General features: G+C 43.2%; 17 protein-coding genes. 14 read left to right on the forward strand and 3 right to left on the reverse strand.

Features of this window, described 5'->3' with window-relative positions:
- Positions 1-124 precede the first annotated feature (124 nt).
- Positions 125-910 carry a PhzF family protein gene (locus tag X939_RS0112780; RefSeq protein ID WP_025763673.1) on the forward strand — a complete coding sequence of 262 codons (786 nt, stop codon included), beginning with the start codon at positions 125-127 and terminating at the stop codon, positions 908-910.
- A 66-nt stretch (positions 911-976) separates the two neighbouring features.
- Here X939_RS0112780 and X939_RS0112785 read toward each other — a convergent pair whose 3' ends face one another.
- A complete protein-coding gene (locus tag X939_RS0112785; protein WP_025763674.1) occupies positions 977-1,846 on the reverse strand; it encodes a DMT family transporter in 870 nt (289 codons plus the stop codon).
- A 75-nt stretch (positions 1,847-1,921) separates the two neighbouring features.
- Here X939_RS0112785 and X939_RS0112790 point away from each other — a divergent pair, with 75 nt between their 5' ends.
- Positions 1,922-3,307: an OmpA family protein gene (locus tag X939_RS0112790; RefSeq protein ID WP_025763675.1), complete on the forward strand. Its 1,386-nt coding sequence runs from the start codon at positions 1,922-1,924 to the stop codon at positions 3,305-3,307.
- 700 nt (positions 3,308-4,007) lie between these two features.
- On the opposite strand, the gene pth is transcribed toward X939_RS0112790, so the two are convergent.
- Positions 4,008-4,568: an aminoacyl-tRNA hydrolase gene (pth, locus tag X939_RS0112795; RefSeq protein WP_025763676.1), complete on the reverse strand. Its 561-nt coding sequence runs from the start codon at positions 4,566-4,568 to the stop codon at positions 4,008-4,010.
- A gap of 145 nt (positions 4,569-4,713) precedes the next feature.
- On the opposite strand from pth, the gene pyrR reads away from it, so the two are divergent.
- The gene (pyrR, locus tag X939_RS0112800; protein WP_025763677.1) at positions 4,714-5,253 is read left to right on the forward strand and encodes a bifunctional pyr operon transcriptional regulator/uracil phosphoribosyltransferase PyrR; all 540 of its coding nucleotides are present in this window, start codon (positions 4,714-4,716) and stop codon (positions 5,251-5,253) included.
- A 40-nt stretch (positions 5,254-5,293) separates the two neighbouring features.
- On the opposite strand, the gene X939_RS0112805 is transcribed toward pyrR, so the two are convergent.
- Positions 5,294-6,826, reverse strand: a complete 1,533-nt coding sequence (locus tag X939_RS0112805) for a hypothetical protein (protein ID WP_025763678.1) — start codon at positions 6,824-6,826, stop codon at positions 5,294-5,296.
- Positions 6,827-6,974: 148 nt separating this feature from the next.
- Here X939_RS0112805 and argS point away from each other — a divergent pair, with 148 nt between their 5' ends.
- The 11 genes from argS to X939_RS0112860 all read left to right on the forward strand — a co-directional run bounded on the left by argS (position 6,975) and on the right by X939_RS0112860 (position 26,331).
- Positions 6,975-8,753, forward strand: a complete 1,779-nt coding sequence (gene argS / locus X939_RS0112810; RefSeq protein WP_025763679.1) for an arginine--tRNA ligase — start codon at positions 6,975-6,977, stop codon at positions 8,751-8,753.
- Positions 8,754-8,926: 173 nt separating this feature from the next.
- Positions 8,927-9,511 (forward strand): glutathione peroxidase, encoded by a 585-nt coding sequence (locus X939_RS0112815; protein WP_025763680.1) that lies wholly within the window; start codon positions 8,927-8,929, stop codon positions 9,509-9,511.
- A 69-nt stretch (positions 9,512-9,580) separates the two neighbouring features.
- The gene (locus X939_RS0112820; RefSeq protein ID WP_025763681.1) at positions 9,581-10,474 is read left to right on the forward strand and encodes a 1,4-dihydroxy-2-naphthoate polyprenyltransferase; all 894 of its coding nucleotides are present in this window, start codon (positions 9,581-9,583) and stop codon (positions 10,472-10,474) included.
- 513 nt (positions 10,475-10,987) lie between these two features.
- Positions 10,988-13,378, forward strand: coding sequence for a response regulator (locus tag X939_RS0112825; RefSeq protein ID WP_025763682.1), 2,391 nt, complete (start codon positions 10,988-10,990; stop codon positions 13,376-13,378).
- 80 nt (positions 13,379-13,458) lie between these two features.
- Positions 13,459-13,782, forward strand: a complete 324-nt coding sequence (locus X939_RS23085) for a DUF6660 family protein (RefSeq protein WP_025763683.1) — start codon at positions 13,459-13,461, stop codon at positions 13,780-13,782.
- Between the two features lie 82 nt (positions 13,783-13,864).
- Entirely contained in the window at positions 13,865-18,244 is a 4,380-nt protein-coding gene (locus tag X939_RS0112835; RefSeq protein ID WP_025763684.1) for a CusA/CzcA family heavy metal efflux RND transporter, read from the forward strand.
- Positions 18,245-18,291: 47 nt separating this feature from the next.
- Positions 18,292-19,491: an efflux RND transporter periplasmic adaptor subunit gene (locus X939_RS0112840; RefSeq protein WP_025763685.1), complete on the forward strand. Its 1,200-nt coding sequence runs from the start codon at positions 18,292-18,294 to the stop codon at positions 19,489-19,491.
- A gap of 85 nt (positions 19,492-19,576) precedes the next feature.
- Positions 19,577-21,583: a heavy metal translocating P-type ATPase gene (locus tag X939_RS0112845; RefSeq protein WP_025763686.1), complete on the forward strand. Its 2,007-nt coding sequence runs from the start codon at positions 19,577-19,579 to the stop codon at positions 21,581-21,583.
- 147 nt (positions 21,584-21,730) lie between these two features.
- Entirely contained in the window at positions 21,731-23,935 is a 2,205-nt protein-coding gene (locus X939_RS0112850) for a hypothetical protein (RefSeq protein ID WP_025763687.1), read from the forward strand.
- A gap of 90 nt (positions 23,936-24,025) precedes the next feature.
- Positions 24,026-24,568, forward strand: a complete 543-nt coding sequence (locus X939_RS0112855; protein WP_025763688.1) for a pyridoxamine 5'-phosphate oxidase family protein — start codon at positions 24,026-24,028, stop codon at positions 24,566-24,568.
- Between the two features lie 185 nt (positions 24,569-24,753).
- On the forward strand, positions 24,754-26,331 hold the full coding sequence (locus tag X939_RS0112860) for a glycoside hydrolase (protein ID WP_025763689.1): 1,578 nt from the start codon (positions 24,754-24,756) through the stop codon (positions 26,329-26,331).
- Positions 26,332-26,352 lie beyond the last annotated feature (21 nt).

Here is a 26,352-nt window from a genome sequence, read left to right on the forward strand (position 1 = left end):
TTCAATCTTTTTTCATTCATAATTTGTACAAAATAAATATTAAATAAAATTTTCCTACATTATTAAAGATGAATGGACATTTTTTTTAATACCTTGCCATTTGAATATCACCTAGCCAAAGTTCATGAAACTTCCCATATACCAAATTGATGCCTTCACCAACCAACGTTTTGGTGGCAACCCTGCCGCAATAGTGCCTTTGTCCGAGTGGTTATCTGAAGACATGATGTTGACAATAGCTGCAGAAAACAACCTGGCTGAAACGGCATTTATCGTGGCAACGGGTGAAAGCTATCATATCCGATGGTTCACACCTAAAGTTGAGGTGGACCTTTGTGGCCATGCCACCCTTGCCGCTGCTTATGTACTTTATAATTTTCTGAATTATGATCAGGAAAACATACGCTTTGAGTCAAAAAGCGGTGAATTAATGGTCACCAGACAAGATTCATGGTTGACTTTAAATTTTCCGGCCGACCAGTATCAAATAGCGGTTCCCCCTCCGGCATTAGTGGAGGCCTTAAAATACAATTCATTATTAGAAGTTTATAAGGGAAAGACCGACTATTTGGTCGTATTGGAAACTGAAGAGGAGATCCAAAATTTGGATCTGGATATCATTGTGCTATCCACCATTCCTACCCGGGGTGTGATCGTGACCGCACCAGGTGATGAAGTAGATTTTGTTTCTCGATTTTTTGCCCCACAGTCTGGTATCGATGAAGATCCAGTAACCGGCTCTGCCCATACTACATTGGTGCCTTATTGGGCAAGCCGCCTTGATAAAAGTTCTTTTACAGCCAAACAATTATCAAAACGCCAAGGTGACCTTCGATGTAGTATTCAGGACGATCGAGTACTCATCAGCGGGGAGGCAGTTCTCTATATGAAAGGAGAAATAGAAATATGAGTTCAGGGGCTGGCTAGAGAAATTTGGCTGGCCTTCTTTCATTTTCCGGGACTTGAATTTTAATTATTACGTGGATTGGCTCCTACTCCGTAAACCTAAGTATAAACCCGTAACAACTAAAGCTGTACCGACATAAGTATATACCGTGATGGGCTCATCCATCAGCCACCAAGCATATACAAATCCAAACAAAGGGCAAAGAAATAACCACATAGACGCTTTGATGGCGTCCTGACGCAAAAGGTAAAACCAACAAATTAACCCGAGGACGCTTACGCCTACACTTAGCCAAATGACCGACATCCAAAACTGGCTACTCCAGTGAATGGCATCGAAACCACCGACGAAAACGGTTAAGGGTGCCAAAAAAATTCCCCCAAGTAAAACTTGCCATCCATTGATGAGTATATTGGACATTTGCCAGTCGACCGTACTATAGTAAACACTGGCGCTGGAAACACACACCATGCTGGCCATAAGTATTAAAACTCCGAAAGGCTGGGTAATTCCCAAGGTTAATAAGGGTAAAGTTGCCACAAAAATCCCAAGCATGCCGAATATGATCGCCAGAATATCTCCTGATTTTATGGTCTTCTTCAGCCATAAGGCCGAAAGTAAAACCATAATTAGCGGATTTGTTGATACTGCTAAACTTCCAATTCCAGCTGCGGTATATTTCATGGCATACACATATAATCCCAAGTACAACGTTGTATTCAAAAAACCAAAGCAAGCCAGCCGATACCATTGTCGGGCCTTGGGCCAGCTAGCCTGAGCGTCGAATAAGTAGCCATAGGAAAGTAGTATGGCGCCCGCCAGAAAGAAGCGAAGATTGGCCAAGACCAGTGCTGGAGCCACGATTAGACCAAATTTTGTGGCAACTGAAGCGGAGGCCCATAATGCAGCAAAGAGCAGTCCAATGATGAAATTTTTCAAGAGTAGCAATATTTTTATTTTACAAAAATAGAAGAAGGGTTCCACTAGCCCATTCGTTTTTCATAATTTTGAGTCATGAATTACCAAGAACTGATAAGAATACTGCTCATCTGGACCATTGTCACCACTTGTATAGGCCCCTTAAAGGCACAGCAACAATGGACATATGACTTTAATAACGGATTATTGCCTATTGAAAGCGGGGGGCCAGCCCTTAAAGTTTTGGGAAATCCTGGTAAATTTGTAAAAGAAGATATTCCTGATACTGAATATTTGCAGCGGACCGTGTATCAGTTCGAAGAAAACAGTGGTTTGCAGTTTAATAATGCCCTTACCAAAGGCTTTCTTAGCAAATCCTTTACCGTGGAGCTATATTTCAAAATGAACAAGCTCGACAGCTGGAAAAGAATATTAGATTTCAAAAATCGTAAAAGTGATTATGGGAGCTATATCTACGATGGCAAACTTAACTTTTACGATTATGCTATTAGTGAAAAGGCCCCAGTTCGCGCCAACCAATATGTGCATTATGTATATTCCCGCGATTTTGAGACTAAAACCATCAAAATGTATATCAATGGGCAGTCCAAAGTTGAGTTTACCGATCCGGGTACTGAAGGAATCTTAGATGCCGATCAGGTATTAAATATTTTTCAGGATGATCTGATCGCAAACCATGAGGCCAGTGCCGGCTCCGTGGCTCTCATCCGCCTTTATGACCGGGTGATGACCCCTGTGTTTATTCGTAGAAGCTACCACAGCCTGCGGCGTCCACAGCAAAAAACCATGGCTGAAACCCCTCCCGAAACTGTTGAAGAAAAGCTACCCGAGATAAATATCAGTGCTCCGAAAATTTCGAATGTCACCGGAAAGGTCTATGACGGTAATAATTTACAGCCCGTTAATGATGCCGACATATTGGTAAGGAAGGCAGAAGATAACAGCTTGGTAGCCCAGGCGAAAACAGTTGACGGAAATTTTTCTTTCGATCTGCTACCCTTTCAAAACTACCAGATCACCGCTCAGGCAGAAGGCTTTTATCTTCGCAGCATTCCTATCAGAACCAAAAGCAGGAATGAAGAAATCAAGTCGTTAATCAGCCTGAGTCCCGATAAAAATACGACTCCGTTAGCGACCTTATTCTTCGATCAAAGCGAACAAACTTTAAGCACCGAAGCTACGGCTCAGCTCGATGCAATGGTCGCCTATTTTAAAGAACATCCAAAATTGAGGATTTTTATTAAGGGGCATACCGACAATCTGGGTGATTTCGCTCAGAACCTCGCCTTGTCTGAAGCTCGTGTAGACATGTGCAAACAATACCTGATTGACCGGGGAATAGAAGCTCATAGAATCAGCGGAAAAGGTTATGGCCCTGCCCAGCCCCTAAGAGCCAATAATACAGAATCGTTAAGAAAAATGAACCGTCGCGTGGAGATTTGGAAGTCCAGTGTCCTATAAAAGATAAAGCCACCTCAAATGAGATGGCTATATACTGACTATTCCTAAACCCTTAACCTTTTCTTATCTTTATCAGATAAATCCGGTTAGTTATTCTTCAAAGCGTCGTGGCAATGACATTTACCTAACCAATCTGACTATATTTTTATTTTTCTAATTTTTGTACCTTTAATTCTTACTTCAGTCACTTATATTAACATATACTGATGTAAAACAGTTGCAAGCTTTTTTATTTTTTCCTCCTTGAGGCCCTCATTTGGTCATAAAATCATACTTATGACGGTATTTCAGGGATAAGTAACAAAAATATTTCTATTTTTTTTCAATTTTATTTCGCCAGCTATACAATTTTTTATCTCTTCACTTCTGTCCTCTTTACTAATTGCAGGTTTACCTCTACTGCAATTTAAAGCTTTTATTACTACCAGGCGAAGGATCGTATTCTTACTGCTCCAATTCTCGGTTTAGTTCAATAAATCCCTCTCGAATTGACTATACAAATATCGCAATATATTTTGATAATAAAAATATCTAACATATCCATATCAACACCTCATTACCATATATAATTTCAAAAATCAGATAATCATAAAATATTATTTCGATTTACTATTTTAATCAGAATCTAATATTAATTACTTACCAAAACCAAGAATTTTGTAAATTCTTTGAAAAATCATATTTTCTTGAAATAGTTACATCATTGGTTATAATTATTCATTGTGCGCTGTATACCTAAAGTACAAAAGGAGGTCACCATTTCACCAGCTTTATCCAAATGAAGGGGCAAAGTGATAAACTCCTCATCTGTAAAGGGTTTGAGCACATAATCGACCTGACGGCCTCTGGAGAAATTATTATCGATGCCAAATCGGAGCCGGGCGTAGGACGAAGAAGCCAGCAGCTCTTCAATATTTCGAAGACCATTATGGCCTCCATGACTGCCCTTGGCCTTTAGGCGCAGGGTACCAAAAGGGAGCTGTAATTCATCTACGAGAACTAATAGATTTTCATGGGGAATTTTAAATTGGTCGAGGTAATAGCGAATGGCTTTACCACTCAAATTCATATAGGTGGTGGGCTTGATAAAGCAAATTTGCCTGCCTTTATATTTCCACTCGGCTACAAAGGCCAGCTTTTCGAAAGAAAATTTAAAATCGTGTTGAGCCGCTAAGCGGTCTAAAATCATAAAACCTATATTATGACGAGTAAAAGCATACTCCGGGCCAATGTTTCCCAACCCAGCAATAAGATATTTCATTTGCAATATTTAATTAATTAATACAGATTTGTAAGGAATCAATTACCAAAAATGATACCTTTAATCGGCAAGGTAAAGTATTAGAAAATTTTTGATTCTATTATCCTGTACTTAAATTTAGCCTAAAATTCAGGGAATTTACAGCATGACCCAAAAACGATTATTACTTAGCAGCCCCTTACTGGAAATAATGACGAGCCGGCTATGTCAGCAACTCATTGAGAATCATCAGAATTTTGATAATACGGTCGTAATGGGACTTCAACCCCGTGGCATTTATTTTGCAGATCGTATTGTCGCTGAACTTTCTCAACGCCTGGGGTACCCCGTACTAATTGGGCATTTAGATGCTACATTTTATCGTGACGATTTTCGCCGCCGTGACTCCCCTTTGGTGCCCAACAAAACGGATGTACCTTTCCTGATTGAAGGAAAACGTGTAATCCTGATCGATGATGTCCTTGCTAGTGGGCGCATGGTTCGTGCCGCATTGGACGCCATGACCGCCTTTGGCCGCCCTCAGGCAATCGAACTTCTCGTGCTCATCGACCGGCAGTATAACCGCGACCTTCCCATATCTCCCGATTATGTGGGCATGCAGGTAAATACTTTGGATAGTCAACGGGTTCAAGTAGAATGGAAGGAACAAGGTTTCGAGTCCGATCATATATGGATGGTCGATTAGTACCGGGCATATAATCTACTCCCTGACCACTGCGCCTGATTTAATCTTCCTGGATGACCGAATCTATTTCACTGGTATCGTAGGTAAACTTGTTGATAAAATAGACCTCTCTTCCGTTTACGGTCGATGAGCTTCCCACGCGCTGCGTTCCATAGGCTAGGAAATATTGTCCATACCAGGGAGACAAATAACTGTCGGCATCATTTAGCACCTTTTCACCCTCTGCCTTGGGTGTAATTTTAAACTTTTCACTGGTTGCAACGACTTCATTTCTGCGAATTACCTCGGTATGGATTTCGCCTTCCTGAGGATAGGCTAAAATAAAGTAATCCTTTACAGGCGTTACCTGAACCATTTCCTGAAGTTCATAGCTTTCCAGATCCTTGATAGCAATACAATTATCCCAAAGAAATTTACCTTCCCGATCGAAAGCGCATACGATCGCGTGCGTATACTTATACCCCTCTAGCGTACGTCCATAGTATTGTCTACTAAGTCCGCTGGACACAATTGGCGTCGCCGTACGTTGATTGGGATAATACACCTCCGCTACCAAAACTATTTCATTTTCTCTCTGAATAAGATCATGCACCAGCAAGCGATACCGAAATTTATTTTCCTTACCTAACTGTTCCCGCTTACCGATACGCTGCAAAACCTTGGCCTTTCGTTTTGGCTTCAGATAATTAAAAAAATTCTGCAACTGCGAAAAGGCAATAAATTCTGGTTTTCCGGGATCATTATCCTTTATATGAGTCACATACAATCCCTGGGAATATTCCGTACAACCTATTGAATAATTACCAATCAAATAAGAATCATCCTCATTTAAAGGTACGATCTGTCCAGATATAACACTATAACGTGGATCGCTTAAAGTGGTTTTTTTGAGTAACTTCCCTTCATAATTATAGGTTCTAATATCGAAAATGCAGTTTTTCCTTTTAAAGGCATAAGTAGTAACGTTGATATTGCCACTCACTTCATCCAGCTCTACATTATTGATTTCGGTATTTTTTTCAAAAAGCCCGGGTAATACCCGGGTGGTGCCGTCGAAAAAGGAGTGGACAATTACTACAGGGCGGGATCGGTAATATCCAGAAACCAAAGCCTTGCTCCCGATGACCTTAAACTGCTGAACCTGAATTCCAGACAAGAGATCTCCCTGAAAACCATCAAAAGCTCCGGTGCTATAATCCAACTGTAGAAAAAAGTAATGTTCCGTATCGGGTTGTGCAAAAAGCCAATAACCTTTCGTAGGTCCCTGAAAAGACATAATAGGCTTATACTTATTTTCTATTTTGTAATGACGCTTCCAAAGGGCTTGGAAAGCTGTATCGTATTTTACAAATTGCCATTCCTGATTCCTACTGGCATACCGCTCATTTCGTGTAAGGGTTAGTAACCCTTCTTCTCCCAGAGGGTATACTTCGAAAAACTCCGAATCATTGGATTTTGCCGGTATCTCTATTCGGTCAGCCTGCAGGAGTTGCCCATAACCTGGTGTATGAATAATATAAATTAAACCAGTAAAAACAAGAATCAAAAGACGATAAGCAAATATACATTTCATAAGTTTTATGGCGGGGTTGGATAATTAGCCTAATTTTGCACCAAAAAGCATAAGTTACTTCTTAATTTAGGAAATTAATTACACTATTTAAGGTTTAGAAAAGTAATTTTACTTTTTCCATACAAATAGAAAAATTCAGACCAACTGCATGACCACCGAATCGATAATTAAGGAGGATATTAAAAAAGCAATTCTAGCTCAATTTGAATTGAGCGTGGAGGATATTGTACTACAACCAACGAAAAAGGAATTCGAAGGTTTTTATACTTTTGTAAGTTTTGCACTAAGCAAGTCCATACGTAAAGCTCCTGCTGAGATTGGGCAATTAATAGGCGCCTATTTGTTAGAACACTCTACCATTGTTTCAGACTTTAATGTCGTTCAGGGCTTTCTGAACATCAGCCTGAAGGATACTGTATGGCTTCAGACCATAGATCAGATATCGAAAAATGCACATTTTGGCAGTAGCGAACCTAATGGAGCCTCGGTAATGGTGGAGTTTTCCTCACCTAATACAAATAAACCCTTGCACCTGGGACATTTAAGAAACAATTTCCTCGGCGACTCTCTGGCTAAAATACTGGAAACGAGTGGCTACCAGGTGGTAAAGACCTGCCTGGTCAACGATCGGGGCATTCATATCTGTAAATCCATGTTGGCGTATCAGTACCTGGGAAATGGAGAAACTCCTGAGACCGCTCAATTGAAAGGCGATCATCTCGCAGGCAAGTATTATGTTCTTTTTGATAAGGAATACAAGACCCAAATTAAGGACTTAATCGCACAAGGAAAAACCCCGGAAGAGGCCGCCAAACAGGCTCCCTGGATGCAGGAAGCTCAAAAATTGCTACGTCTCTGGGAACAAGGGGACAAGGAAACGGTAGACCTTTGGCATAAGATGAATGGCTGGGTCTATGCCGGCTTTAACGAAACCTATACTAAAATAGGAGTCGAATTCGATAAAACATATTATGAGTCCGATACCTATCTATTAGGAAAAGATATTATTGAAGAAGGACTAGAAAAAGGTGTATTCTTTAAAAAAGACGACCAGTCTGTTTGGGTGGACCTGACAGCGGAAGGCCTCGATGAGAAGCTTGTACTTCGTGGCGATGGCACTTCTGTATACATCACGCAAGACCTAGGCACGACTGAACTAAAATATAGCGAATATCATTCCAACAGATACTTATGGGTAGTAGGTAACGAGCAGGATTATCATTTCAAGGTACTCTTTGCGATACTAAAACGTTTGGGACGTACCTATGCACAAGAATGTCATCATATCAGCTATGGTATGGTAGACCTACCCACAGGTAAAATGAAAAGTCGGGAAGGGACGGTGGTAGATGCCGACGATCTGGTAGCTCAGATGATCCAAACTGCCGCAGATAGAACTCAGGAACTTGGAAAAATTGAGGACTTCCAAAGTGAGGAGGCCAAATTGCTCTATCACCAGCTGGCCTTGGGGGCATTGAAATATTTCTTGTTAAAGGTAGACCCAAAGAAAAGGATGTTATTCAACCCCGAAGAGTCTATTGATTTTCAAGGACACACAGGACCGTTTATTCAATATACCTATGCTCGTATCCGCTCCATTGGCAGAAAGGCCGTGGCTACATCTATCCAAGGTGCCATTCCAGCAGCGGGCTATAGCTTGCACCCGGCGGAGCGAGAGCTAATATTCTTCCTGTCTCAGTATCCTCAAAAAGTAAAGGCCGCTGCGGAAGAGTTTGCACCCTCCATCATTTCTTTATATGCCTTCGAATTAGCGAAAGTCTATAATCAGTTTTATGCGGAAGTGTCTATTTTTGCTGATCCCAATCCGGAATCTGTACAATTTAGAATTGCCCTATCTGCGGCTGTGGCTAAAACAATCCAACATGCCTTAGGACTCTTAGGCATAGACGCACCCGAAAGAATGTAAGCAATTGGTTTAGGCGGGCCTAGATAGTATATTTGAATCATTCGGGATCCGGATAAAGTGCTGTCGTGAACATATGTCTCGGAACTTAAATAAATAATTCTTGACGAACAATCGAAGGCAATTGCGTGTTAAAATATTAAGTACTGCTTAACCAACCAACTAAAACAATATATATGGCATTTCTCCAATCTATTTTCGTAACTATCGCCTCTCTTATCACCGGATTATTTGCCGACAAATCTGCGGCCATTCAAAGACCTGTGGAGGCACGTACCGTGCAACAGACGCTATACGATTTTAAGGTAAAATCGTTGGTAGGTGGTCAGGTAGTTGATCTCGGCAAATACAAAGGCAAAAAAGTAGTTATTTTGAATGTAGCCTCCAAATGTGGTTACACCAAACAGTATGCTGACTGGGAGGCATTTAACAAAAAATATGGCAACGACGTTATCGTTTTAGGATTCCCTTCTAATAACTTTGGAGGTCAGGAGCCAGGAAGCGCTGAAGAAATTGCCACTTTTTGTTCCAAAACCTATGGCGTAACTTTTCCTATGTTCGAAAAAGTAGAAGTGGTGGGTGAAAATCAAGCCCCGCTGTACAAATGGCTAAGTACCAAGTCGATGAATGGTTGGAATGACCAAACTCCATCATGGAATTTTTGCAAATATGTAATAAATGAACAAGGAGAACTCACCAACTTTTTTGCTTCGAAGGTATTACCTACGGACCCGGAATTTCTAAAATCCGTAAATCTTTAAAATAATAGTATGAAAGGGGTAGGTCTTCGATCTGCCTCTTTTTTAAACCAACTTTCCTCTTCTTTGATTATGCAGCCCTGGATTGAAGCGGCGCGTCCCCGAACTTTGCCGCTTGCCCTGTCATGTATTCTGATGGGATGCTTTCTGGCCTATACTACAGGACCATTTAGCTGGACCATAGCAGTACTAAGCGTCCTTACCACTACCTTACTTCAGATTTTATCTAATTTTGCTAACGATTACGGAGATGCCGTAAATGGAAAAGATACAGCCCTACGGCAGGGGCCCAAACGTGCCGTTCATGCAGGCGAAATTAAGGCTTCAAGCATGTTGAGAGCAATTATTGTATTCTCTGTATTATCCTTGATCTCCGGGCTTACCCTATTATCCATCGCCTTGCACGATGCCCCTGCCAATACATTTTGGGTTTTCCTGGGTATTGGCATAGCCTGCATTCTGGCGGCTATCACCTATACCGCCGGCAAACGTCCCTATGGGTATGCAGGTTTGGGCGACTTATCGGTCTTGATTTTTTTTGGATGGGTAGGCGTTATAGGAAGCAGCTACCTACATACCTTAGACTGGAATTGGGAACTTTTACTACCGGCAACTACCTGTGGCTTATTTGCCGTCGCTGTCTTAAATATAAACAATATCAGAGACATAGATTCGGATAGGGCTACCGGAAAAAATTCTATACCCGTTCGCATTGGCCGGGAGGCAGCAATAAAATATCATTGGATTCTTATTTTGACTGGGATGGGGACCACTCTTCTCTACACGGCTCATCATTATCAGGGATTCACCAGTTTGTTATATTTGCTCAGCTTCCCTCTGTTTTTAAAAAATGCCAGAGAAGTTTCCCGACTGACGGATCCGACTCTATTGGATCCCTATTTAAAACAGATGGCTTTATCCACCTTGCTATTCGTTATTCTTTTTGGTTTGGGCAACATACTATAATGTTATCCTCAAATCGATATTGGATTTCCCAAAAATTTGCTTGTAACCTTCCCTTATAATTACCAGCATGAATGCCAGGCGGTTATTTTTAACCTACTAGAATTTTTTCTATTATTTTGTACAATTAAATGTACAGTAATTATTGCACTTAATACATTTACTCCATTTATAATCAGCTGAAATATTTAAATCGCAGGTAGTTTTTAAATAAACTTCATCCAAAACTCATCTTAAAATAAGCCCGACTGAATTATTTAGTTCTTCAAAAAACTATTTATAATTTGCACAGCATTCCAGTGAAATCTCTGTTTTCGTTATTTTATATTATATAATCAAAAAATATTTATATTAAAATACTTGGTAAAGATCAACAAATACTTAACTTCGATCCAAGAAAAAATTATTTTGACATAAACCCCATGTATATTGACGAATAAATACCAATTATATAACTACTTGGCTACTTTTGAGATTCCGTATTCCTCTTTATGAAAATTCAGCCTTGACCCTCTGATGTCATTTATACCCTCACTTCCTTCTGCTCCTTCCAATACTATTTTTGGAATCTTCATACTTCTCGTATTGAATATTTCCACTGTTTACGGCCAAATAGGTACTGACAAACAGACAATAATTACTCGGGACTTAAGGGCTTTCGATTTTGACAACAAGGACACCACACTGAATGGGTCCTGGGATTTTTTTTGGTTGGAGTACAGAAAAGGAGGCATAAGTGATACGCGTGGAGAAGTGGTCCAATTTCCCAGTTTCTGGACCGACAAGAAATCATACAATAGGTCTCTACCTGCTGCAGGCTACGCCACCTATCGGGTTACCATCCTACTGCCCCCTCACACAAAACCATTAGCACTCCGACTTCCTGACATTAATTCTTCTTATCAAATTTACGAGGGAGACTCTCTTATATGTCAAGATGGGCGGCCTGGCACGACCCTGGAAACTACCCAGCCGCATTATAGCAATAAGATTCTTCCTATCTCGGGAGATACGCTCCGTCTGGCACTACAAATTGCCAATTTTCATCATAGCCGGGGGGGAGGTATGATAGACCCCATCCAGATAGGCAGTCTGGAACGCCTACAAAATGCGCATACCCTGAACAGTGCTATGGATTGGTTCTTAACGGGACTAATCTTTATCATGGGGTTGCTATTTTTAGGACTCTATATATTTAGCCATGGAGATAGACCTCTGTTGTTTTTTGGACTGTTCTGTATGCTCTATAGTTATCGGATTGTAGGGACATCTACCTACCCTCTGCACGATGTGTTGCCCAATATGGATTGGACCTGGTCTATTCACCTGGAATATCTGTCCTTATTTCTTTCGGTGTCGATGTTCATGCTTTACACCAAATCTCTGTTTCCTAAGGATGCCCCTCAAAAGCTGCTAACCGCCCTGGCTTCCATTAGCCTTATTTTCGCAGCCATCACCATCCTTAGCTCCCCTTTGTTTTTCAGTAAAATTATAGATATCTATCTGGCCATTTTGCTGGCCTCGATAAGTCTAGCATTTTATATCTATTGGAAGGCCACCTATAATAAACGAGTGGGAGCCACCATCGCACTGCTAAGTTCGATAAGTATCAGCATCCTTGGGGGCTTCCTCATACTGGAATATTATGGAATCGTAAACCTGTCTAAGCCCATAATCTTTTTTTCTTATCTGGGCTTTTTTTCCTGCCAGTCCCTCGTCCTACCTTTCCGCTTCGCCTATATCCTGAATAAGGCAAAGGAAAAAGCAGTTCTGGGCTTAAAAGCGAAGAACGAATTTCTTAGCACCATGAGCCATGAAATCAGGACTCCTCTGAATTCTGTTATAGGCATGGCCCATATCATGCAAGGTGAGAATCCGCGTGAAGATCAAAAGGCACATTTAGAAGTGCTACTCTTCGCGGCCAATAATTTGCTGGGTATCGTAAATAATATTCTGGAATTAAACCGAATGGAAGCCGGGCAACTCACCATTCATAATGAGCCGGTGAACTTACATAGTATTGCCAAAAAAGTAATGATCGGTATTAGAGCCGCTTCGAATAATCCAAATGTAGAATTCATACAAAATACAGATTCTGTGGCCAACCTTCTGGTTCTGACGGATGGTCAGAAATTTGCCCAAATCTTAGCTAACCTTTTGGGGAATGCTGCCAAATTCACCAAACAGGGACAGATTAAATGTACCATCGATATTTTGGAAATTACGGAGCAAAACATTCAATTACGCATCGGCATTTCGGATACCGGCATTGGCATTCCTCTGGAAAAACAGGCTATCATATTCGATCGTTTTACACAGGTCGATTCAACCTTCACCCGAAATTTTGAAGGGGCGGGACTCGGGCTATCTATTACCAAACAAATCCTCCAAATGCAGGGTGTCGATTTACAGCTTAACAGTGTTTTTGGACAGGGCTCAGAATTCTATTGGATACAAACCTTCGAGCTATCCACACCCTATATTAAAAATATAACAACATCAGTTGAGAATACGGCTCCCTTGTCAGATATGCATATTCTGATCGTCGAAGATATCAAGATGAATATCCTGGTATTACAAAAGTTTTTAACCAAATGGGGGGCCACCTTCGATATTTCTACCAATGGTAAGGAGGCAGTCACTCAATTCGATGAGTCTCGCCACCATCTGGTCCTGATGGATCTTCATATGCCTGTAATGGACGGTTACCAGGCTACAGAAATACTCCGTAAGCAAGGAGTAAAAACACCCATTATAGCCCTTACTGCCGATGTGGGATCGGCTAACGAAATAGCCAAAGCTGGAATGAACGATCTTGTTTTAAAACCATATAATCCTGAAAAACTTTTGGAAGTCATTCTGAATTACCTTCAACCGAAGTTTCAGGAAAGAAAAATTCAGGCATAACGGGTCCTCCTTAGAGCCCTTTTCTATAATTTATTCTTCTTGACTACCTGTTGCACGTATGTAAGTGGTAAATTTGTACCATGAGCAAACTGATTCATTATCTACTGGTCCTGTACACACTGGCCTTATCGGCAGTACCCTGCAATGACGCATGGGCCAGGGTCAGTGATACTGCTGTACTGGAGTCGGTGGTGAGTGATCTGCCTGGTAGTCACCAGGACAGGGCTGACCATTGTTCTGTATTCTGCTCATGCACTTGCTGTGCATCCATCACCTCGGGACAATATTCCTTAGCTATTCCTACTATAGCCGTAAAAGAATATTACTACAAAGCTCAATTCTGGGCCGCCGAAAATTTCTATGGTACCGACCGAGGTAAAATCTGGCAACCGCCTCAGATTTAATAGTATTTCCTTTTTATACTAGTCGCTTTTTCCCTTACACTCCGGGGAACAGGAAATCTATTACCTATTAAATACAAACCATATGTTAGACCGCATTATTTATTTTTCGGTTCATAATAAACTTATCATAGGGTTGATGACCCTGGCCTTAATGGCCTGGGGAGGCTACTCTCTGACCCAATTATCCATCGATGCTGTACCGGACATCACCAACAATCAGGTCCAGATCATCACTACAAGCCCCTCCCTGGCAGCTCAGGAGGTGGAAAGATTGGTGACCTTCCCTATAGAAATGGAGATGACAACCATTCCTGACACGGAAGAGATTCGTTCCATTTCCCGTTTTGGACTTTCGGTAATCACCATCGTTTTTAGAGATAACATTGATATATACTGGGCTCGACAACAGGTTGCAGAAAGACTTGGCCAGGCAAAAGAGCTGATCCCAGCGGGTAGCGGCCTGCCCACCCTTGCTCCGGTCACCACCGGTCTTGGAGAAATATATCAATATCTTCTATATGCAAAACCGGACTTTGCCAGTCAATACTCAGCAACAGAGTTGCGAAGCATTCAGGACTGGATCGTTCGCCGGCAACTCCTGGGAACAGAAGGAGTGGCTGACGTAAGTAGCTTTGGTGGCAACCTGAAACAATATGAAGTGGCCATAGATCCACAGAAACTTCGGAGCACAGGGGTGACCATCAGCGATATATTTACAGCATTAGAAAAAAACAATCAGAATACGGGAGGTGCCTATATTGACAAAAAGCCCAACGCATATTTTATCAGGACGGAGGGGCTCATAAAAAACGAGTCTGAAATTGGAAAAATAATGGTAAAGCGCACAGGCGAAGGATTACCAGTCCTTATCCGCGATGTAGCCAAGGTGCAAATTGGGAGCGCTGTCCGTTATGGGGCCATGACCAGAAACGGTGATGGTGAAGTGGTAGGGGGCTTAGTCCTGATGCTCAAAGACGGCAATGCCGCAAAGGTTATTAAGCATGTAAAGGACCGAATCGCCCAGATCCGTAAGACTTTGCCAGAGGGAGTAGAAATAGAACCTTTCCTGGATCGTACCAAGCTCGTTAACAAGGCCATCGGCACGGTCTCTACCAATTTGGTGGAAGGAGCCCTGATTGTCATTTTTGTCCTTATACTCATGCTAGGTAACCTACGTGCAGGACTTGTGGTAGCCTCCGTAATTCCCCTTTCTATGCTCTTCGCCGTAAGCATGATGAATATGATGGGTATTTCGGGAAACTTGATGAGCCTAGGGGCCATCGATTTTGGGTTAATCGTAGACGGGGCTGTCATTATTGTCGAGGCTACCTTACATCATATTGTAGGAAAAAACCATCAGCAACGCCTGACGCAGGGACAGATGGACCGGGAAGTGTACGAGTCAGCCTCCAACATTCGGAAGTCCGCCGCCTTTGGTGAAATCATAATTTTAATAGTCTATCTCCCCATATTAGCACTGGTAGGTATTGAAGGAAAGATGTTTAAGCCCATGGCACAGACGGTAAGTCTAGCCATTCTTGGGGCCTTTATCCTTTCGCTTACCTATGTCCCAATGGCATCAGCATTATTTTTGAGTAAAAACGGTAAACATAAACCCAATGTTTCAGATCGCCTTATGGCATTCTTTCAGGGATGTTATAGCCCGGCCTTACAGGCAGCATTACAATTAAAATACCTGGTGGTGTCGATAGCCTTGGTCCTTTTGGCTCTGAGTGTTTGGGCTTTCACCAAAATTGGAGGAGAATTTATCCCTCAACTCGACGAGGGTGATTTCGCTGTAGAAATGAGGGTGCTTACAGGAAGCTCTTTGTCTGAATCGATATCGGCCTCCAACAAGGCCGGAGAAACTCTGCTTAAATATTATCCCGACGAAGTGGTAGAAGTAGTGGGCAAGCTTGGAGCGTCGGAAATTCCAACAGACCCTATGCCCATAGAAGCCGGAGACCTCATGGTAATTTTAAAAGATCGGTCGGAATGGACCAAAGCCTCCAGTCGGGAAGAACTGGCCGAAAAAATGCAGGAAACGCTAACCACGGCCATTCCCGGAGTAAGCTTTGGATTTCAGCAACCCATCCAGATGCGTTTCAATGAACTTATGACGGGAATCAAACAGGACGTAGCCGTAAAAATTTATGGAGAAGATCTGGAAACGCTCGCCGAACAGGGCAGAAAAGTGGGCCAGCTCGTCAATAGTGTAGAAGGTGCCGTAGACCTTTATGTAGAAAGCGTTACTGGATTACCTCAAATCGTTGTAGATTTTGACAGGGATCGACTATCTCAGTTTGGGGTGAGTATAGAGGAAGCCAACCGCACCATTCAAGCGGCTTTTGCCGGGGGACAAGCTGGAATGATTTATGAGGGTGAGCGACGCTACAACCTGGTACTGCGCCTGGATAGCGAGAGCCGTCAGTCCATCGAAAATGTTAGTGAACTTTTCATTACTGCTCCAGGCGGTCAGCAGGTCCCTCTCAATCAGGTAGCCAATATATCCATGAAAACAGGAGTCAACCAGATCCAAAGAGAGGACGCCAAACGACGAATTACAGTGGCCTTCAATGTCAGAGGCAGGGATGTCGAAAGCATTGTCAAGGAATTGCAGGCCAAAATGGACCAGCAACTTCAACTTCCTACAGGCTATTATGCCACTTTCGGGGGACAGTTTCAGAACCTCCAGGAAGCCAATAAACGGCTGCAAATAGCCGTCCCCATGGCCCTTTTATTAATTTTTGGTTTGCTATATTTTAATTTTCATTCGTTGCGACATAGCCTTCTTATATTCACTGCCATACCCCTTTCGGCTATAGGAGGAATTGCAGCGCTTATCCTGCGAGGAATGCCCTTTAGTATTTCGGCCGGCATCGGTTTTATCGCCCTTTTTGGGGTTGCGGTTCTAAATGGTATTGTTTTGATTGCCGAATTTAATCGACTCCGGCAGCAGGGAATTGAGGATCTACACGAGGTCATAAAACTGGGCACAGCCACCAGGCTAAGACCTGTTTTAATGACCGCACTAGTCGCCTCATTAGGATTTCTACCTATGGCACTTTCTACCAATGCAGGTGCAGAAGTGCAGCGCCCATTGGCCACGGTAGTGATAGGAGGATTGGTAACGGCCACGGTGCTTACCTTACTGGTACTCCCTGCCCTTTATTTACTGGTGGAAGAGCGACTCATGGCCTTGGCCAAAAGTGCTAAAAGTGGCTTATTAGGAATCTTTCTACTGGTTGGATATGCTGCACAAGCGCAGGATGCTCCGCCTATAAGCCAACAAATAACTTTGGAAAAAGCAATTGCCAGGGGGCTGGAAAATAACCTCCAAATCGCTGCGGATCGATATCAGGTAAACCTTCGCCAAGCCTTGAAAGGAACGGCACTGGACCTGGGAAAAACCAATCTCAACTGGACGGGAGGACAATACAACAGCTTGCAATTTGACAATCAATTTAGTTTTTCTCAAACATTACCAACTCCCTGGGAAGTAAAAAAGCGCAGACAGAGCTTAAATGCGGAGGAAAAAGGTGCTAATGCAAAAATAGAGATCAGCAAAGCCAATTTAATTCGTAGTATTAAAGAAAATTATTTTCGGCAGATTCTTCTCAATCACCGATCCACACTCCTCCTTTTGCTCAGGGACAACACGGCCCGTTTTGCCTCTGCCGCTGATCTACGCCTTAGAACCGGTGAAGCTAATAAATTGGGACTTTCACTCGCTCAAAGTGAGCTGGGAAGTATTGAGGCCCTAATCCTGCAGAATGAGAACGAGCGTTTTAGTCTGCAACGGCAACTACAGACCCTCGTGAATGGCGAGCAGCCCTTAGCTGCAGAACCTGACACCCTTGTACGCATGCCTTCGATCCAGGCAGCTGTGGACAGCTCCCTGCTCAAGCAGCATCCCACCCTACTCTATTTACAACAATTGGAGAAAATTGAGCAGTCGAATACCCAGTTAGAGAAAGCCAACTTATTGCCAGACCTCGTTTTGGGCTATACCAATCAATCTTTGATTGGGAACCACCTAAAGAATAATATAGACATGTATTTCGGGGCTAATAAGCGTTTCCATTCCTTCCAGGTTGGACTCGCCATTCCATTATTTAATGGAGCTACCAAGGCAAGAGTACAAGCAGGAGTGATACAAGAGAAAATGGCTCAGAACCGCTCCAATCAGGAATGGATTAGCTTAAGTCAGCAACTGGATCAAGCCCTGTTTACCATGCAGACTGCCTCCAAAAAATTGGAACTGTACGAGACAAAAACTCTTGTTGCAGCTCAGGATTTATTCGACCAGGCAATGGTTACTTATGAAAAAGGAGAAGCGGGTTATTTAGAATATTCTCAAGCCATAAGGCAGTCTATTCAGATTCAGGCTTCTTATCTGGATGAGATTAACCGTTTTAATATGGCCGTGATAGAGCTGGAATATCTTCTAGATCAGAACTAAGTCAGGCAATTGATACCTATTTATTTATAGTATAAAATATCCATCCAATGAAAAATTTAATAATCATATTCCTATTGGTATCGGCAGGATTTTCCTGCTCGTCTCCACAAGAAGATAATAAGGAAAGCCAGGAAACGGACCAGCATGACGATCTGGAGAACAACCGCATCGAGGTTAGCGAGGCGGATCTTCTGACGGCAAAAATTGTCACAAGTAATTTACAACAAAAAAACCTTAGCAATGTCGTAAATGCCAATGGTGCCATTGACATACCTCCTCAAAATCGCGTCAGTATTAGCGCACCTATGGGCGGATTCATTCGAAAAACGGACCTATTGGAAGGCATGAAAGTACGAAAAGGCCAAGTGTTAGCCGTCATAGAGAATCCAGAATTCATCCCTATTCAGCAAGAATACCTGGAGGTCTCCAGCCAGTTGGAATATGCGCAAATGGATTTGGAAAGGCAAAAAGCACTTAGCGCCGAACAGGTGAATGCTTTAAAAACCTACCAGCAGGCGCAGACTACGGTAAAGACCCTGCTGGCCCGTAAGGCGGGATTAGCCGAACGGATCACCACTGCTGGTTTATCACTCAGTACTGTTCAGAAGGGAAGTATCGTGAACAACGCAGTCGTCAGGTCACCGATCAGCGGTACAGTCACTACGGTTAATGTAAATATAGGCATGTATGTAGCACCAACGGATGTAATTTTCGAGATCGTTGATACCGACCATCTTCATATTGAACTTTCTGTTTTTGAAAGGGATATCAATAAAATAAAACCAGGTCAGAAAGTCCGGTTTACTTTAAGCAATCAACCAGAAACAGAATACCTGGCCAAGGTCTATCTGATCAATCAAATGATTGATGAGGACCGTACCGTTAGGGTCCATTGTCATCTTGACACGGAGCTAAAAGGATTGCTGCCTCAAAACTTCGTAAAAGCGAGCATAGAATTAGAAGGACAAAAAAGTTGGGCGTTACCCGATCCTGCCATCGTCAACTTCGAAGGGAAGTTCTATATTTTTGCAGAGACCGACAGCTCAGCCAACACCCATGATGGTGTAAAAGAGTCTCACGGTACCTCCTTTGAAATGATAGAGGTACAAAAGGGTACATCTGCAGATGGATTTACGGCCATAGATCTTCCGGCCGATTCGAATGTAAGCACCAGAAAGGTCGTTACGACCGGGGCATACACCTTATTGTCGATGATGAAAAACACGGAATCAGGGCATCATCACTAAGCGACCATTTAAAGCTTATTTAATAGCCTAAGGCCTTCCCCTTTCCGGCGAAGGAAGGGGAAGGGCTTAGATAAATCTACACAAAATGACAACTATACATCAAAAAGATGAGGATACTCATCAACATAACGATGCCCACAACCACCAGGGCATTTTCGGCCCCTATACGGAACTGGTCTTCTCAGTTACCTGCGGAGCACTCTTGGCCTTAGGTTATTTGCTGAACTTCGTAGAAAACTTTCCAGCTTGGATAAATCTTAGTCTTTACCTGATGGCTTATTTTTTTGGAGGTTTTTTTACAACAAAAGAGGCCATCGAAACCATTAGCAAAGGACGATTTGAAATAGATTTCTTAATGTTGGTGGCTGCCGTGGGCGCAGGAATCTTAGGAGAATGGGCCGAAGGAGCACTTTTGCTTTTTTTGTTTAGTCTTGGCCATTCTCTGGAACATTATGCGATGGGTCGGGCCCGTAACTCCATCAGCAGCCTGGCCGACCTGGCCCCGCCAACGGCAGTGCTCCTAAAAAATCAAAAGCGGCAGGAGATTCCGGTTAACGAATTGGAAAAGGGAGATACTATTCTGATTAAACCCAACAGCAAAATACCAGCCGATGCCTTGGTAATAAAAGGCTCTGGTCCTGTAGACCAGTCACCCATCACAGGAGAAAGTATTCCTCTTGAGAAAGTGGCCTATCAAGCGAACGACGATTTCTTACAACAACCTGAAAAATACCTTTCTGAAAACCGGATTTTTGCCGGAAGCATCAACGGTCCCTCAGCCCTGGAGGCTAGGGTATTAAAGGTTGCTCAAGATTCGACCATTGCCCGGTTAATCAGAATTGTTAAAGAGGCCGAAAAGCAAAAATCCCCAACCCAGCGTTTTACTGATCGATTTGAAAAGTATTTTGTCCCTTCTATTTTGATTCTTGTAGTGGTACTTTGTTTTGCCTTTCTGGTAATCGATGAATCTTTTAGCTCCAGCTTCTACCGTGCCATGGCGGTTCTGGTCGCTGCAAGCCCCTGTGCCCTGGCAATTTCCACTCCCAGTGCGGTGTTAAGTGGTGTTGCGCGCGCAGCCCGAGGGGGAGTGCTCATCAAAGGTGGACGCCCACTGGAGGATCTGGGAAACATCGAGTCTATAGCCTTTGACAAAACCGGAACACTCACCGAAGGAAAACCTAAACTCACTCATTCCCTGCCTTTCGATGGTTTTACTGAAATACAGCTCCTCCAATATGCGGTTGCCGTAGAACAGGCCAGCGATCATCCCTTGGCCACAGCCATCGTAAAAGGGGCTACTCTTTTGCTCAAGGACAGCCCCGTTCCCCAGGCAGAGGGGCTGCAATCGATCACGGGAAAAGGAGTTTCCGCCCGTATCGATCAGGACCAGATACGAATTGGCAACCAAGCCCTTTTTGAGGGCAATATTCCTAAGGAAATACTCGCTCAAATGACAGAAATTGAAGGTACAGGGCATACAGCTATGCTCGTCCAAAAGGGCGACCATTGGGTAGGTCTCCTCGGACTGATGGACACACCAAGAGCGGAAGCGGCCGACGTGTTGAAACGGTTGAGATCTTTGGGAATTCGGAAAATGGTTATGCTTACCGGAGATAATCAAAGGGTGGCAGAAACGGTCGCTCGGACGATAGGGATCAGTGAGGTATGGGGTAATTTAATGCCCGAGGACAAGGTGGATGCCGTAGCGCGCCTCGATGCTCGGGAAAACAAAGTAGCCATGATTGGTGATGGAGTCAACGATGCTCCCGCGATGGCCAAAAGTACGGTGGGAATTGCCATGGGTGCTGCCGGCTCCGATGTAGCTTTGGAAACAGCTGATATAGCCTTAATGGGCGATCAGCTGAGCAGCCTTCCTTTCGCCATAGGCTTAAGCAGAGAAGCAAAACGGATTATAAAGCAAAATTTATGGATCAGCTTGGGAATGGTAGGTATCTTAATCCCACTAACCATACTGGGCATCGCTTCCATAGGTCCTGCAGTACTCGCTCATGAAGGATCTACCCTTATCGTAGTCTTCAATGCGCTTCGACTGCTCACTTACCAGGATAAGTCGGAAGAACTACCGACTTAAAAATCAGACTCAGGCTCATACTGTAAAGTACCGCATTTCGTTTTCTTAATCCATGACATCGGTGGGGTAAAAAATGATCCGACTTGGCAAGTGGAACAATCTTAAAAGTTGCTCCACTTGCCAGCACCGAAAGAATTATTCAACCTTGTGAAACGTAAACTTAGTATCATTATCGGAATTTCCGTCCTTTTATTTATAGTGCATTTCTTCTTCAACGACTTAGTCTCAGTACCTAACGTTGAAAAGTTATGGAGGGCCAGCCAGTCCGAAGGGCAGGCAAAGATGCCCGGAATTACTTCTGATGGTCCTTGTGAATTTGGGCCAAAAATCATGGAAATTCTAAATGTTTCTCCAACGGGGGCACATGTCACATTTCATGGCGTAAATGTTTTCGGCCTCAATTATAAGATATACGATCGGGCAGGCAAACTCAAAACTTCGGCAGACCTTCAGCCGAAATCCAGTATGATTGTCATTCAATACCCCATTTTAGAGGAGGGCACATATAAACTCATCTTAAGTGGGACCAGTTGCGATGGAAAATCCGAAAAGGAGTTTGTGGTTAATAAGGCTACTCCCTATAGCAATTTAAGAGTTCAGGCGGCCAATGGTCCCCGATGGATTACAACCGGAATGCCCGAGCATCTTGATCTGCGATTTAGTGGGGGACCTGGCAATTGGATGATTCATGACGTCTCTAGTCCTCCCCTGGACGAGGGCTATGAATGGCGTTATATCATCAATGGCGCTTTAATTAAGCAAGAAACTCCGCTTACCAGTTACCAATATCAGTCGAATGCCCCAATTCGTGTGTTAAAAATGAAAACCAAAAAGGGGCTGGAATCAGTAAATAGATGGTCAGACAAAGTCAAAAATTACTTTTTCTCCACCGACGCTGGTAAAACTTTTAGTAATAACGTAACCTCCGCTTTGTATACCGGAATCTTTCCAGGACAATATCCAGGTTTTGTCAACCCCATTCCGGAATCCTATAATCCAGATATAAAAAATACGCAGTGGGCTGATATCATGGCTCCTATCAAACTCCCCAAGGGTCATGTTTTTATTGTAAACCGAGGCGAAACTCCGGTATCCACGCTCTTATCGAAAGGTGTGACGCATATCTCTCATTTTCAATTGCCTTGGGAAAATATTAAAGAAGTCGAACGTCTCAAACATGCTGGTCTTACCTATTTTGATGTACAAAGACTTGAAAATTTCCTTCAGCTGAAGCCTACCAATGGCGCCGACGACTACAGCAATGGGTACAACAAAAGGTGGTGGCCCAATGGACCTTTTGACGAAGCTACCGCTACCAGCAAGGCAGATCTCGTTCAGCCGCTGGATGCGGTTTGGATAGGAGAAACACTGGAAAATGCTTCCTGGATTCAGCAGGATGTACCCATGTGGGGATGGTATTATAAAAGACTTCGCCAACGGTATGAGGCGGAATTTGGCAGCAGGAATATCCCCTATTACATCTGTCACAATTATTTCCAACTGGGTCGGGACCTGATTACCAAAGGTCGGCAGGCAGCTAAAGACATTATCCGTGAGCCCGCATCCCAGACTGGCTTACAGGTATATCTGAAGGGAGGATCCCTCACCAACACCAATCTGATCACCACAGCGGTATACCTGGGTGCCCCCGACGCTCAGTTGGCAAGCCTATACCAGGATGTTTATGACATGGTTCTGAATCGTCGAATGGGATATGAAGCCGGCATATTTTTGGCTGGTTTTCATGAATGGAAGCCAAATAATCTCTTCAGATATGAATACCCGGAGGGCACCTTTTATACATTTAATAAACTTCCTGTCGACCCCAATGTGATTCAAGCTTATGCTTTTCTGTCGCAGATATATGGAAAAGTATTTGTAGAATGGGGCGGAGCAGGAAAGCAAACACTGAGAAGATTCTCCTTCGAATGGGCTAAAGGACTCTGGTATCCACATGGGTCGAAGGAACCCCAGGAAGGATTCCCCTACTATAGTAACACTAACGACTATTACTCTGGTTATAATGCCAGCGTGGATTTTTCGGCCTTCGGTTTGAATTTATATGCCCAAACTTTTGCAAAAGTTGATGGAGGGAAAAGACAATATTTGAAATTCAGAATTGACAATGGCCCCTGGATTGATCCTGAACAGGACTATGCGGACGAAGTAGTAAATGCCTATTACGATCGAAGGGGGTTTGTATATTCTCAAAGTAAAGGCGGGCAAGTCGCCTGGTTTTACCTGAATAGTTTTGCCGATAATCGATCGCATCAGCTCGAAGTACAGCTACCCAACGGAAGCGTCCGTCGAAAAACCGTCTCTAGCTCAGGCGTGCATGCGGTACTGGAGTGATGATTTCCCAAGGTTGGTGTTTATATTTACCCGTTCATACAATCAATCCATTACTGTAAAACAAGTTTATATTCATTACAGCATAACATTATGGGTAAAATTATTCCGGAAATCACGCAGAATCTTCACCAATTTATCGAGGCGCAAAAGATTTTTTTTGTGGCTACTGCTTCGAACACGGGATCTGTCAATTTGTCCCCTAAGGGGATGGACACCTTTAGGATTATCTCACCAAGTCGGGTACTGTGGCTAAACCTAACGGGCAGCGGTAATGAAACTGCCGCACATTTGCTTGAAAACGACCGTATGACCATAATGTTCTGCGCCTTCGAAGGTAAACCACTGATATTAAGACTGTATGGCCGAGCCAAAACCTTTCATCCCAGAAACGAAGAATGGTCGAGGTACATAGGACTTTTCCCCGCCATCGCCGGCGCCCGACAGATATTCGACATGAAAATCGACACTGTTCAAACATCCTGTGGCATGGCCGTCCCCTTTATGGATTTCGTCTCTGAACGAAAAGAACTAGAAAACTGGGCCGATAAGCAAGGCCCGGAAGGGGTTCAGGAATACTGGTCAAGAAAAAATAGAAAGAGTCTGGATGGAAGAGATACGGGTATATTCGAATGATTTAGTTTCGGCTCCTTTTTCTATTATGGCTAACATCCACACTAGGTCTCGAATATTTTGCACTTGCAAGTAAGGAATCTGACTTTCATACCTTAAAAAGTTTCAGCTTTCTTAAACGCCTATTTCGTCTTCTCCCTTCTAAACCCGTATTTTACAATCCATATTTACTTAAACCCTATTCTTTGATGATTTCGTGGAAACGACCTATAATTCTACCGGTCTGGCTGACCTGTTCCGTGGCAATGGCTGCCTTTACACCTTTATGTGCCCAGGAAAGGGATACCCAAAATTCGACCGCAACCCCCAAGCCTATTCGTTTAACCCTGAATACCAATCAGAAATTTCAAACCATAGATAATTTCGGAGCTTCCGACGCCTGGTCAGGACAGTTTGTGGGCCAGTGGCCCGCAATTAAAAAGAACGCTATCGCCGATTTGTTATTTAGTCGCGATACGCTGCAAAATGGTCAACCCGCTGGCATAGGACTATCCTTATGGCGCTTTAATATCGGTGCAGGAACGGCCGAACAAGGCGAAAAGAGTGGTATCAAGGATGAATGGCGCCGGGCACAGAGTTTTCTGAATGCCGACGGTACCTACGATTGGGAAAAACAAAAAGGTCAGATTTGGTTTTTGAATGCTGCCAAGCAAAGAGGCGTTAGTCAATTCCTAGGATTTACCAACAGCCCCCCGGTTTTTATGACAAAAAACAAAAAGGGATATGCCGATGAGGATTCCTCCAAAATAGGAATCCCTAACCTTTCCTTCACTGCCATAGATCAGTTCACCCACTATCTTACAGAGGTAACCAAGGGCATCCACAACAAAACAGGAGTAATGCTGGATTATCTAAGTCCGGTTAACGAACCTCAATGGGACTGGTCTAATGGAAATCAGGAAGGCACGCCATTTTATAATGACCAAATAGCCGCTATTACCCGTTCGCTGAGTAAATCATTACAAAAGGAAGGTCTACCCACCAAAATAGATATTGCCGAAGCCGGGCAGATCGATTTTTTGTATGGGAATCACAACAAGCCTGCAGGTAGAGGCTATCAGGTAGCTGAATTTTTTCAGCAAAACAATCCCTACTATATTGGCGGACTGTCCAATGTTTCTCAGACTATATCGGGACATAGCTATTTCACCACTTCCCCTTCAGACCTAGCCAGGAACAAACGACAGCAGGTGGCAAAAGCCGTCCAAAGCATTCCAGGATTAAAATACTGGATGTCTGAATATTGCATTCTGGGTTCAAACTCAGGGGATATAAATGGTAACAAGCGGGACTTGGGCATCCAACCGGCCTTATATGTCGCTCAAGTTATTCATAACGACCTGGTATATGCTCAGGCCTCAGCCTGGCACTGGTGGTTAGCCATTTCGCCCTATAACTACAAGGACGGATTAATTTATATTGACAAAAATAAAAACGACGGCAATTTCGAAAGCTCCAAAATATTATGGGCTCTGGGTCAATATAGCCGCTTTATACTTCCTGGAGCTAAGCGTATTGAAGTAAAAATATCTGAACAAAACCCTGATCTACTCGTTTCAGCATATGAAAATCCCAATCAGGAAATCGTAACAGTCATGATAAACCCTACAGCGCTTCCCATAGCAGTTACAGTAGAGGTAGCTGGTAAAAAACTCAATAATCTACGTGGCTATCAGACTTCTTCCGAAGGGGATCTTCAACCAATTGAAGCATCTAATCAAATGACCATCTCCCCTCAAAGTATCATTACGTTAGTTGGACAATAAAGACATACCACCTGGTACTCG

This window comes from Dyadobacter tibetensis Y620-1 (genome assembly GCF_000566685.1).
Taxonomy (GTDB): Bacteria; Bacteroidota; Bacteroidia; order Cytophagales; family Spirosomataceae; genus Dyadobacter; species Dyadobacter tibetensis.